The organism is Candidatus Mycobacterium methanotrophicum, assembly GCF_023515995.1.
GTDB lineage: Bacteria > Actinomycetota > Actinomycetes > Mycobacteriales > Mycobacteriaceae > Mycobacterium > Mycobacterium methanotrophicum.
In genome coordinates, this window is the sequence record NZ_CP097320.1 from 4,370,049 (window position 1) to 4,382,383 (window position 12,335).

Consider the following 12,335-nt stretch of genomic DNA (forward strand, 5'->3'; position numbering starts at 1 on the left):
GCGCATAACGGGCCGCCTGCGCCATCGGCGCCCCCAGCGACCGCTCAGTGCTACGGCCCCGGCGGTGGTGGGGGCGGCGGAAGGTCGATCGGAATCGGGACGGTGACGAACGGCAGGTGCAGGTACACCACCATCGGCGGCGGTGCGGGAGCGGCCGGCGGCGGCGGCGGTGCGGGAGCGGCCGGCGGCGGCGGCGGTGCGGGAGCGGCCGGCGGCGGCGCGTAGACGGGTGCTTGCCGACTCGGCACCTGACGGACAGGAGCCGGGTTCACGACGCTTTGCGGTAGCTGATTCAGCACAGGGGCCGGTGCCGTGACGGGTTGCGGAGGAGGTGGAGGCGCAGCGGCCGACGACGGCGGCGCCAGTGCTGGCGCGGACGCTTTCGGTGCCGGTCCGGCTACCACAGGCGCGGGCCCGGGGGGCGTCACGTGTTCTGTCGGATGGACGTTCCCGACGTGGCTGGCACTGTGATTCGTCGCCGGACCGCCGTCAGCCCCCAGCGACACCAACAGCGCCACAAGGCCAATCAGAAGCACCGCCGCGAGCCCACTACCCGCCGGCAGGAACGGCCGGCGGGGACGAAGGTCGTCGTCCTCGTCCGCCAAGGCGCTGTAGGCGAGAGCGCCGTTGCCCAATCCGGCATTCGCGGAAACGTCGCGGTATGCGGCTACGAGCGGGTTCACCTCGCCGGTGCCGGGATCCTGCGCGTAGGCCAACGCAGCGGTCGACGACGCGAACAACGGTGCATTTGCTGAGGCCAGCGCCGCGCCGCGGGCGAGCGCCAGGTCCGGTTCTTCAGATGCGCTCAGCGGGATGGAAACCAGCGCCTCCAATCGCCGCACGATGGCGACGATGTCGACGCCGCAACCAACAACGAACACACCGTCGACACGCGACTGCCGCCCGTCGAGCGCAGCGACCATCGCGGCCAGCACGGCAATCTCCTCAGCGCTGTGCCCAGCGCAGCGCAGATGCCGTCGGTGCAAATCGACGATGGAACCGTCGGCGGTTTCGACAACGGCCAACATTGCACTTTCCGCCTCGATGAACAGCAGCGCGGTGTACTCGTAACCCATTGCCTGGCCGACTGTCTGGGCCAGCGCCGCCGCCGCGAGCAGGGGTGAGACCAGCATGACGCCGCAGATCTGGCGGGCGGCGAGCTCGTCCCGCAACGCACCTACATCGGTTGGCTCGGTCCAGGTCACACCGGTCGACATCAACCGGTAGCCACCGTCGGCGGCGCCTTCTCGGGTGCCGAGGACAGCGGCGACCACCTGAGCGGGTGCGCTCGTTGCCGAGCCGTCCGCGACCGCGACGTCGAACTCGTCTGCTTCGACGGTCACGCCGTCGGCGTTTTCGCCTTGCACCAGCACCATGCGGACGACCGTAGGTGCCATCGACACACCTAGAACGATGTCCACGACTTCTCCAATGTCCTCCGCTAGCAACAGTCGGGCGAAGAATGCACCGCGCGACGCGGCGTTACTTGTCCGCCAATCCGGCGTTGCTAGCTTACGCGTCGGACGTCACGAGGATCGCGCTTGCGAAACGGCCCCGGGAGTCAGAACCCAGGGCTTCCGTACGGATACTGCGGCTGATACGGGCTCTGCGGCTGATACGGGCTCTGCGGCTGATACGGGCTCTGCGGCTGATACGGGCTCGGCGGCTGATACGGGCTCGGCGGCTGGCTCGCGCCGCCCTGTCCCGCCGGCACCTGAACCGGTATCGGGACCGGCACGAACGGGAGCTTCAAATACGTCGTCGTCATCACTTCCGACGGTGAGGTACTCGTCGTCGTGCTTGTCGTCGGCGGTGTCGTCGTCGTGGTCGGGGTGGTGGTGGTCGTCGTCGGGGTAGTGCTCGTCGGCTGTTGCGTGGTGCTCGGCGGGGGCTGATAAGTCGTCGTCACCGGTGGCGGCGGCGGAGGCGGCGGCGCCTCGCTGGTGACTGGCGGCGCGACAGTGGCCGACGGCGCGGGACTCGGAGGCGGTGGCGGCAGCGGACTCGGCGACGGCAACTTGGAGCTCGGTAGCGCCGGCCGCGGCGCAGCCGAGGTGCTGGGGGGTGCGGGGGCCGGCGCGTGGCTGGTGGAGCTTGTCAGCGTAAAAGCGACGCCGCCGATGGCCACCATCGATGCCAAAGCGGCGACACCCAAAAACAGTTGCGGCAGCCGATTTCGGCGCGACGGCGCCTTCGGCGGGTCAAACTTCGGCAGTTGCAGCAGCTGAGACGGTGTAGCGCGGGCGTCATCGTCATAAGGCTCACCGGTGTAGACGACCGGCTCGTTGACCGAATCGTCAACCTCGGACCAGGCCAACTGGTGAAGCGCCTGCGACGGGTCCTCGAGAAACGCCGCGCCGGTGGGTGTCCCGAACCCGCCGGTGGAGCCGCAGAAGGTGTCGGTCGATGCGGTGAATCCGCCGGTGAACGCTGCGAAGCCGGCCGTAGACGCGCCCACCATCGCGGCCATCGTCGTCGATTCAGGCTCGTCTTCTTGCCGCTCGATCGGCTGCCGCGTTGAGAGCATCACCGCGCCGACCGCCATCGCGAGCCCGGGCTGAACAGCGGTGAACACCGCCGTCTCGGCATGCGCTGAAAGACGCTGAGCGATAAATGGAGTCTTGGCGAGACCGCCGGCCATCGCCACCGCAGCGAGGTCTCTGCAACGAATATTGCTGCGCTGCAACATATCGTCGAACGCCGAGAGCACGCCACTCAACCGACCTTCGATCAGGGTCTCCAGTTCGGCTCGCGTCACCTCAACGGTGGCACGCTGCCCGGACTGCTCCACGACTAGCTCCGTCACCGTCTCGTCGGACAGCCGTTCCTTGGCCAGCCGGCATTCTTCGCGCAGATTGCCGAACTGCCCTATCACGCCGGTGCTGGCAGGGTCGGCGCCATCGGCGTGACCGATATTGTCCAACAGATGAATCAGTAACGCTTGATCAATGAGGTCGCCGGAGAATTCCGGGTAACGCAGCGTGTCGGCAATCGGGGTAAAGCCTGAAGCTGCGTCGGCCAGCGTGATGCTGGTACCGGCACCGCCGAAATCCAGGAGCGCCACCACACCACTGCCAGGCAGCCGGCCATCGGAATTCAACGCCGTCAATGCGGTAATGGAATCTGAAACCAGCCGCGGCGACATGGTGCCACGAACAAAGCCGGCGTGCGTGCACAACGCGTGTTGTAGCCCGTGTAAGGCTTGCGGTTCCCAGTGCGCGGGAACGGCAATCGTTATGTTGGACGTCGACGCATCGCCACCGGTCGCGGCGATCAACGCATCGAGCGCCTCCACCAGCAACAGCGCCGGGTCATGGGTCGATCCGTCGGCAGACACCAGCGCGCCCGAGCCACCGACGCTTTCGACGAAACCGGTCATCAACGTGCCGGTATGTGCAGCATTCGGCTCATCCATCGGCACGCCGAGTTCCGGGGCGCGGTCAGGAAAAAGGGTCAACACGGCGCGGCGCGAAACGGGGGGCTTCCCGCTGCGGACCGCAACCAGATTGGTGGTCCCGATCGATAACCCCAATGGGTCATACATAAAGCGAATACCTTCGTCGATAGCGGTCGCTGGCCGGCTTAACCATAACCGTGGGCACGCTACGACGATCGGCCACAATCTGATCGGTATGCGCTCGATGCGGTTGTGTCACCGAAGTGATACGGCCACGGTCTTGACAGATCCGGTTGGCTTCACACCACGGTGAGCGGCAACGATTTTCTCGGTTGGAATTGAAACGTCGACCCGCCGCTGACCTTGGCAATCGACACCTCGGGTAGCTTCGTTGTCGCCGTGTCGGTTTCGGATAGCTCGACGGCCCAGTCTGTGCTGTTCTCGTTGACCGTTGCCTCGATATGCGGGTCGACCGCGGTGGCCATCGCCTGCAACGGCTGCGTCGACTTTGGCGAGCACAACGAGATCCACGCGGCATCGTCGTGGGCCGGTGACCGGTGAACGCGTAGTTGGCCCGATATCTCGGCGTCGACGTAGCCGAGCGGGTTAAACAGCGGGTGCATCTCGAAAACCGGTAGCACGCCTTCGATCCCACCAGGTAATAACAGCGCTCGGTGGATGCGCTGCGCGCCCAGCCCGGCTAAGCCGATCAACTGGCGGGTTCCCACCGAGGTGGCCAGTGCGGTATCCGAGCCCGCGGGCGCTCGCACTGCGACCACGAACGACAAGTACAGCAAGTGCATCTGCAGGCACACCTCATCGGCCATCCGCACCAGCGCCGAGTGGGAGAACGCGCCGAAGTCGAGTTCAACTTCATGCTGATCGGTGCCGGGTTCTACCGCGACCGTTATCGCCGCACCGCCGACGGATGGCGGATCAGCGTGACGGGATATGACCGGACCTATGAGGCGGCGATGTCGTTGGCGAACCTCGACTTCAAGCTGACGCCCGGTCGCGCTCTGGCCTGAATCCTGTTGCGGCTGTCACTTATCGAGTGATCGCGATGACGGCGCCAGGTTTTAGCCACTGGATGATTTGCACCAGCGTGGCGTCGTCGATCGCCACGCAACCCTCGGTCGGGCCACCGTCGGTGGTGTGGAAGAAAAACGCAGCGCCTTTGCCTGGCTCGCGGTTTGGGTTGACGCCCATCACCACGGCATGTTTGTACTGCGGAATTTCGAGGTTTTCACTCGCTGCGGTATCGAACGGGCACTGAGCTTTCTGGCAGACCTGCATGGTGTTGAAGGTCCGGCTGTTGTCGTCGCCGCTCCACCAGTGGTTGGAGTCGACCTGCACGTACTTCAGTCCGCCACCGGGATTGGGCGCGGTCCCGAATGCGAACGGCAAGGAGTAGACCCCCATCGGGGTAGCCGGATATCCGCTTTTGGCTTGCGGCGCAAGGCCTGCCGATCCGACGTGGGCGGGTATGCCGGCCGCGACCGGCCGCCAGCCGGCGGGACCGCGTTGGTAGACATCCAACTTCGCGTTCGAACCGCCAACGCCGACAACGGAAACCACCTGGGTCGCATTACCGATTGAAGGGGCAAACCAGGGTGCGCCGACTGCACCACCCGTTGGAGCTGCGGCAAGGGTGACAAAGGCAGTGCACACCGTAGCGCACAGCGAACCCAGCAGTCGGCGCACCGTTTCATGGTCGACGCCGAGCGACCCTTACGTCAAGTAAAGGTTTAGCGTCGATCCGATCACCGCACGGGCGCGGCCCGACGCTGGCCACCTGTCGTTGCAGGCTGTGGCTATATGTTCATATGCGTCGCGCACAGGATCCCCGGGTATAGAGAGCAGTGGATGTCACCGACAGATCGCACTCCCACGCCGCCGGACGACGGCAACACGACCAAGCTCGCCGTGCCGAGCGGCGTCGGTGTGCCGCCACTGACGGTTTGGCTCGGATCGGCGATGTACACGTTTCCTGCCGATCGGGACGTCGTCGTGGGTCGCGACCGCGAGTGCGACATCTGTTTTCACGACGTGAATCCGGACGACCTGACGCTGATATCGCGAGTGCATGCGATTCTGCGGTTCGACCGCAATCAGTGGGTTGTCGTCGACAAAAGCCAAAACGGCGTCTACGTCGAGGGTTCGCCCGCCACCGTGGTGCCCATCCGCGACCGCCTGAGCATCACACTGGGCAGCCCGCGCGGGCCCCAGTTGACATTCCGGGTCGCCAAGTCGCCGATATTGCCGGGGCCCCGCAATCCGCGCAGGCTCGACCGGACGCCGGACCACCCCGCGGATGCCGGCGCGAAGACGACCGCATTTCGGCCAGTGACGCCGCCGCCCAGCACGCGGCCCCCGGTTCGTCCGACGGGAGCGCAACCTAGCCGACCGGTTGCGCCGCGGACTACAGGAGCGTCGGATTTGGTGACGGTCGGTCGCGCCAAGACCAACTCCGTCGTCGTCGAAGACGCGCTGGCCTCCCGTGTGCACGCAGTGTTGGTATCCACTCCGGCCGGTCTGGAAATTAGCGACAACAACAGCAGCAACGGCACTTTCGTCAACGGCTCACAGATCACGCGGGCGCTGCTGCGTGACGGCGATGTCGTCACCATCGGCAATACCGACCTGCTTGCGACCGGCAAGACCCTGGTGCCGCAGCCGGCGGGGGCCCGCACCAGCGGGCTCACTGCTCACGGGTTGGCGCTGACCGTTGACGGGCGCCAGCTGCTGCAGGATGTGTCGTTCACCGCCAAGCCGGGGACGTTGACCGCGGTGATCGGCCCGTCCGGCGCCGGAAAATCCACGCTGGTCAAGCTGATTGGTGGGGCGATGCCGCGCAGTGCCGGTGTGGTTGCTTTCGACGGCCACGACGTGCACGCCGAGTACGCGTCGATGCGCTCGCGAATCGGGATGGTGCCCCAGGACGATGTCGTGCACCGCCAGCTCACCGTCGAGCAGGCGCTCAGTTACGCCGCCGAACTGCGATTGCCACCCGACACGTCGACCGACGACCGCCGGCAGGTGGTCGAGCTCGTGCTCGATGAGCTGGAGTTGACGCCGCACAAGAAGACTCGCGTCGACAAGCTGTCCGGCGGGCAGCGCAAGCGTGCGTCGGTGGCCATGGAACTGCTGACCGGGCCGTCGCTGCTGATCCTCGACGAGCCGACCTCGGGGCTCGACCCCGCGTTGGACCGCCAGGTGATGACGATGCTGCGCCGGCTTGCTGACGCCGGCCGCGTGATCATCGTCGTCACGCATTCGCTGACCTATGTGAACATGTGCGACCAGCTGCTGCTGCTGGCGCCGGGCGGCAAGACCGCCTTCGCTGACCCGCCGTCGCAGATCGGCGCGGCGATGGGCAGCACCGACTGGGCCGACATCTTCGCTCGGGTCAGCACCGATCCCGAGGGTGCGCACCAAGCGTTTCTGGCAGGCCATCCCGCTGGTCCGCGACGGCTATCGCCGACTGCCGGCGCGGCGCCGCTGGGAAAACCGCCGCAGACCAGCCGATGGCGTCAGGTAGCGACGGTGGCTCGTCGTCAAGCCCGGCTGGTCACCGCCGATCGCGGCTACTTCGCCTTCCTGGCGCTGCTGCCGTTTGTGCTCGGCGTGCTGTCGCTGGCGGTGCCCGGCAATACCGGCCTGGGGACCGCCAATCCCGCGCAGCCCGAGGAGCCCTTCGACATCCTGGTTTTGCTGAACATCGGCGCAGTGTTTATGGGGACCGCGTTGACCGTGCGCGATCTGGTCGGCGAGCGGATGATTTTCCAGCGCGAGCGGGCGGTGGGTTTATCGGCGTCGGCTTACTTGACCGCCAAAGTCCTTGTGTTTAGCGCCGCAGCGCTCATCGACACCGCGGTGATGGTGGCGATCATGACGGTCGGCAAAGGGGAGCCGTCCCACGGCGGGGTGCTGTTGGGTCATAACGTTTTGCTCGGCGTCGTCGAGTTGTATCTGACCCTGGCGCTGACGGCCATCGCCTCGGCGATGGTGGGGCTGGCGCTGTCGTCGCTGGCCCGCTCCACCGAGCAGGTGCTGCCGATGCTCGTGGTGACCATCATGGTGTCCATGGTGTTGGCGGGTGGGCTGATTCCGGTGACCGGGCGGCTGCTGCTGGACCAGATTTCATGGGCGGTGCCAGCGCGCTGGGGTTTCGCCGCCGCGGCGTCGACCGTCGACCTGAACAACATCGAAGCGGCCCTGCCGTCCGACCGGTTGTGGCGTCACGTCCGCAGCGCGTGGCTGCTCGACATGGGCATGCTTGTCGTGTTGGCCGCCGTGTTCACCGGAATCGTCCGCTTTCGGTTGCGTTTGCGGGCGCGAAGTTGAGGTCCTGCGGGCGAAGGTGAATTGACCGCTCTGCCAGTCGTAGTAGCGTTTGCGGCAGGTCAAGGAAGGGTTAGCGATGTTCGTCAACACCGCCCAGTTGCATTCCGGCGCGGCTCAGTCATTCCGTGCAAGCGAGCATGCCCAGGACGGAGCGAGTCACTTGTCGGCGGCGGCGCCGGTAGCCGGGATGTTCGGCAGCTTCGCTGACGCCGAGGCGTTTCACGACGCGGTCAGCTCAGCGCACGCCCACCACGTCAAAACCTGCAGAACTAAAGCCGACCCAGAAATGCAGCCGGTGGTGGAGGCCAATACTGAGGCGGCCGACACGATCCGGCAGATATGCAAATGACTGTCCCGGGCTATCCGCCCGGTAAATGGTCTGCGCTGCTCGTCGGCGCACAGTGGGTCAGGATCACCTCAGTGAGCGCGCTTGATAACGCAATTCTCAATCGCGGGGCCATCCAAACGAGCTTCACCCAGCTTCATGACACGCTGCAAAGCGCTGTCGCTATGACACTTTCCGACCAAGAGGGAATGACCGCCCAGGCCATTCGAGATACGTTCAGTCAGGGTGCAGACCAGGCTGCAGACATCGCCAGAAACAATGGCGTCTATGAAACAGCCTTGGGAACCGCTCGCGACAGCGTCATGCAGCTTCGGGACGAATTGACAGGCATCGCCGAAAGGGGAAACAAAAATATCGATGATATTTTGAAATCCCAAGACAACTTCGACAAAGTCGGTAAGCTTGTCGCGGAGATCGCTGATCGTCAGCGTGAGGCTAACACGGTGGCACAAAAGTGCCCGGGCAATATCTACTCGGCTGGGCAGCAAGTTCTTGATGCGCAGGGCACAGGCCAGTCCTTTCTTGGGTTGGCGAACGAAAAAGGCATCAATGTCGGCCCGCAGCCTGACGAAAAGGCTATTGAGGGACAAGCACGAGAGCAGCTCGGCGAGTCCGGCGCGGCTGACGGCCTTGTCGGAGATGCCGGAGATGCCGGAGCCGGCCAAGGCGCCCAAGCGCCCGCCGCAGCCGGCACACCCGGCAGCACAATAGGCACTGCCGGGGCCGACCCAGGAACCCCGGCACCTAACGCAGCTCCCGCCGCAGCAGGCGGACCAGTTGCGGCTGCCGGAGGTGGCCGAGGAGCCCTGGGCCCTGGCTCACCTGGCAGCCCGGTAGCCAATGCATCCCACAGCGGGTCGCCGGCACGCCCAGCCCCCGCCCCAGCTCCTACCAACTCAGTAGCAAACGCAACCCACAGCGGGTCGACGGCCCCCGCCCTGCCCGCGGGACTGGGAACTGGTGGCGCAGGACCCGGACCCGGATTTGGCGCACCACCGGCGGTGTCTGCCGCGCCACCGTCGATGGGCAACATGCCGTCGGTGCCAATGACAGGCATGCCGACGGGTTTCGGGGCGCCGACTAACGCCGCGACAGGCACGGCGCCGCCAGGTATGGGCGCTGGCGCGCCGACGGGTGCCCCGATGTCACCCGGAGCGCCCGGTCTGCCTGCAGGGCCGGTGCAAGCGATGACGTCGCAGGCGCCGCCAACTCCGCCGACTGCGCCGACGTTTCCGGCAGCCGCGACGGGAACCCCAATCACCGTAGGGGACGTGCCTCCTCCGACGCAGCAAATGGTGGCCCCGACATCGACGCCGTCGGCGCCAATCGTGCCCTCGGCGCCATCGGCTACGCCGATAAGCGGATCACCACCGCCGCCGCCCACGTCGGGTTCGGCGCCAGTACACCCCTCGGCGCGCGGGGCGCCCGGCGTCGGTCAGCCCGCCGCGATGGTGCGCCAACCGGCGATGTCAACGCTGGCTCAGTCGCCACCCGGCGTTGGAACCCAAAGCGTCCTGGCCACGGCCGGTGGCGCCACGGCCGGGGCGATGTCGGCCGATGCGACAGCACAGACCCGGCTTCAGCGCCTGGTCGCAGTGGCGGCCAGCCAACAGCCGCGCCTGGCGTGGGCGGTCGGCGAGCGCCCAGACGACACCACCGTCTTGGTGACCGATTTAGCCAGCGGGTGGATTCCGCCCGGCATCGAAATCCCAGCTGCCGTCACATTTCTCGAACCCGCACGCCGACGCGGTGATCTCGAAACGCTGCTGGGCGAGGTGAAGCTGGCCACCGCGATTGAACCGGGGCGCTACCGCCCCGAGTCCGACGTCGATGAGCCGGTGCCAACATCGCCGCGGCCACGACGCGCGCCCGAAGTCGAAGAGCTGAGTTGGGAGTTGAGCCAGGCCACGCACTGGCGCGACGGGTTACCGAGGCTCGCGCACACCCCGGCCAGAGCCGCCGCGAGGGGCGCCGGGGTGCTCGAATCCGAAGCCGAGCAGCTGCACAACGAACTGACCAAGCTCGCCGACCGCGTGCTGGATCGCTATCCCGACGATGTCGATCCAGCCGACATAGGCAACTGGCAGCTGCTGGCCGCCATCGAAGCCCTGGTGAACAAGGACAAGGCCGTCGCCAATTACCACCTTGCCTGGTTTATCGCCTGTAACACCGCCGCCGCGGAAGGTGTTGTGCGATGAGCGATTTCGATCTCGCCTACTTACGAGTCGCTGCGGCTGTCGACCGTCGACGACTACCGCCCCGGCGATTCCGTTTACGAATTTGTTTCCGCCCGTACGCTCGACACCACGGTTCGGCCGTACTAAACACATCGCAAGGAACGCCATGGATCCAAAACTGGTAGCGATAATCGAAGATTACGCGCGCACACATGGGTTGAATTTGCCGCCGCACCAGATCGTGTCCGACATGGTGGCTTCCGGCCCTTCAGGGGTCGAGCAACTGCTGGCCCTGCTGGGCGTAACCATCAATGCCGGTGATCCCTTGGACAACTCCCAGGCGGAGGGCGGGTACACCAAGCGTGAAACTGGGCTCAGCGGCGCAATGACGCAATTCCCCGCTAATGAAGAGAGTTCGGCCGCGCAGATGGCCGGTGTGGGCGGCAAAGACCCGATGTCAGAGTTGAGCAGTCTTACCCAAGCGGCAACGGGGACCGGCCAGAGCCTGAGTGGTCTCCTGCAACCGTTTACGCAATTCGGGCAACAGATTCCGCAGCAAGGTATGCAGGCCATGCAGGCGGCCATGGGCGCGTTCCAGCACGGTGCGGGAACTGGCGCGGGGGCCGCCGGAGGAATACCCGGCGAGCTGGCCGGCGCGGGCGGCCGACTGGGTGGGGACGCCGCCGAATTGGCCGGCGCCGCCGGGGGTGCGGGCGGCGGCTTGGCTGGCACTGCTCCGGCCGCACAGCTCGGGCCACCGCCGACTCCGTCAGCCAGCACCGTGCCCGCGTCGTCGGCCACCTCGCCGCCGGTGCCTGCGGCCCCACCGGATTCGGCAGGTGGGGCTCGGGGGGGAATGGCCGGCATGCCGATGGTGCCTCCGGGTGCGATGGCCGGTGCCAGCGGGTCGGGAAGCGACAGCAAACCCGACACCAAACGCGTTGTGGCGCCGTCGGTGAAGAACGGCGCCCCGGTGCAAGGACGGATCGTCGCTCCACCGACTACGCTGGAGGTGGTGAAGCGAGTGGCGGGCAAGCCCGTCGCGTCACGGCGAATACTTTCCCCTGAGCAGAATCCCGACGACGAAGACCCAGGACTCCCGACATAGTGGGATCGTTTATGTGGTGTCGTGACCTTTGACGCTGTATTTGATCTTGAGGTCGGTGCCGGGGTAGCGGATCTCGGTGGCGGTGAAGAGCCGCCAAGGACGCGCTGACCAAGGTGCGCCGCCGGGTCACCTGGGACCTGCGGAATCGCCGCTGGCCGCAAACTCGACCCGGAGTGGGCCAACCGGCGCCGCCTGCTGCGGGCACGGGAACGCCTGTCGGACAAGAGTTTCGCCAAGATGCGGAACGCGATCGTCGCCGAGGACGATACCGGCCAGATCCTGTCAGCGTGGATCGCCAAGGAAGAACTGCGCACCCTGTGCTGTCCACCGTGCGGGTCGGCGGCGATCCGCACCTGAGCCGCCACCGGCTGCTGACGACTCCGAGACCGCGACCTGGTGGTCGTCGCGCAACCGCTGAGCGATCGTCGCGACCGTGACCTCGGCGTCCAGCCAGCCCTTAATCCGGTCGTGGTGCGGCTCGATCAGCGGCCACGTCGATGCCCGCGCACCTGGATCATCCAGTCCGGGAAACCATTCCGCGATTCGCTGCGCCCACTGCTCGGCGGTCAGCGGTTCACCGCCCGAGTCGACGCCCTCCGCGATCGCTGGCGCCAGATACTTGCGGATCGTCTTGCGATCCATCCCCAACGACTCGCCCAGCTGCACCTGCCAGCGGCCCGCCAGCCAATGCATGCACAACTCGATCAGATCGAACATCTCGATACCTCTCCTCGCCATCACTTTCGTCCGCCGTACTCCGACGGATTCACAGCGAACATGTGTACGAGGCCCACACCCGGCAGACACGCCGCCCGGGATGGGGAATTACCTGACAGCCACGGTGGGGAATTCCGTGACGGACAACCCCTCAAAACTGGGGAATTATCTGAGCGCTGACATTCGCGGCCGCCTCAACCTACGCATCAGCCCGCCAGCACTACCGCCAACGGCGCGAACACG

8 protein-coding genes and 3 pseudogenes are annotated in these 12,335 nt (G+C 66.1%); 5 read left to right on the top strand and 6 right to left on the bottom strand.

Translation table 11 applies throughout. The features are described 5' to 3' along the window. Positions 1 to 50: 50 nt before the first annotated feature. The 3 genes and pseudogenes from M5I08_RS22890 to M5I08_RS22900 all read right to left on the bottom strand — a co-directional run. Positions 51 to 1,397, bottom strand: a complete 1,347-nt coding sequence (locus M5I08_RS22890; protein ID WP_440271469.1) for a DUF7159 family protein — start codon at positions 1,395 to 1,397, stop codon at positions 51 to 53. A gap of 164 nt (positions 1,398 to 1,561) precedes the next feature. Then, the gene (locus M5I08_RS22895; RefSeq protein ID WP_219065999.1) at positions 1,562 to 3,544 is read right to left on the bottom strand and encodes an Hsp70 family protein; all 1,983 of its coding nucleotides are present in this window, start codon (positions 3,542 to 3,544) and stop codon (positions 1,562 to 1,564) included. Between the two features lie 152 nt (positions 3,545 to 3,696). After that, positions 3,697 to 4,266, bottom strand: a pseudogene (locus M5I08_RS22900) (hypothetical protein); the annotation flags it as partial. Between M5I08_RS22900 and M5I08_RS22905 the strand changes: the two are divergent. Continuing rightward, a pseudogene (locus M5I08_RS22905) lies at positions 4,210 to 4,425 on the top strand (nuclear transport factor 2 family protein); the annotation flags it as partial. The pseudogenes M5I08_RS22900 and M5I08_RS22905 overlap by 57 nt on opposite strands. Before the next feature lie 19 nt (positions 4,426 to 4,444). On the opposite strand, the gene M5I08_RS22910 reads toward M5I08_RS22905, so the two are convergent. Continuing rightward, the gene (locus M5I08_RS22910; protein ID WP_219066002.1) at positions 4,445 to 5,101 is read right to left on the bottom strand and encodes a L,D-transpeptidase family protein; all 657 of its coding nucleotides are present in this window, start codon (positions 5,099 to 5,101) and stop codon (positions 4,445 to 4,447) included. A 162-nt stretch (positions 5,102 to 5,263) separates the two neighbouring features. Here M5I08_RS22910 and M5I08_RS22915 point away from each other — a divergent pair, with 162 nt between their 5' ends. Continuing rightward, complete coding sequence (locus M5I08_RS22915; protein WP_249762978.1) at positions 5,264 to 7,744, top strand: ATP-binding cassette domain-containing protein; 2,481 nt, start codon at positions 5,264 to 5,266, stop codon at positions 7,742 to 7,744. Positions 7,745 to 7,820: 76 nt separating this feature from the next. Next, on the top strand, positions 7,821 to 8,093 hold the full coding sequence (locus M5I08_RS22920; protein WP_219066004.1) for a DUF2563 family protein: 273 nt from the start codon (positions 7,821 to 7,823) through the stop codon (positions 8,091 to 8,093). Between the two features lie 68 nt (positions 8,094 to 8,161). On the opposite strand, the gene M5I08_RS22925 is transcribed toward M5I08_RS22920, so the two are convergent. Beyond that, complete coding sequence (locus tag M5I08_RS22925) at positions 8,162 to 8,764, bottom strand: hypothetical protein (protein WP_249762979.1); 603 nt, start codon at positions 8,762 to 8,764, stop codon at positions 8,162 to 8,164. 597 nt (positions 8,765 to 9,361) lie between these two features. Between M5I08_RS22925 and M5I08_RS22930 the strand changes: the two genes are divergently transcribed. Together M5I08_RS22930 and M5I08_RS22935 are read left to right on the top strand one after the other, a co-directional pair. Continuing rightward, a complete protein-coding gene (locus tag M5I08_RS22930; RefSeq protein WP_249762980.1) occupies positions 9,362 to 10,288 on the top strand; it encodes a DUF5631 domain-containing protein in 927 nt (308 codons plus the stop codon). A gap of 145 nt (positions 10,289 to 10,433) precedes the next feature. Further along, a complete protein-coding gene (locus M5I08_RS22935) occupies positions 10,434 to 11,375 on the top strand; it encodes a hypothetical protein (RefSeq protein WP_249762981.1) in 942 nt (313 codons plus the stop codon). 372 nt (positions 11,376 to 11,747) lie between these two features. On the opposite strand, the pseudogene M5I08_RS22940 reads toward M5I08_RS22935, so the two are convergent. Further along, positions 11,748 to 12,092: pseudogene (locus tag M5I08_RS22940) on the bottom strand (IS21 family transposase); the annotation flags it as partial. Between the last annotated feature and the right edge of the window lie 243 nt (positions 12,093 to 12,335).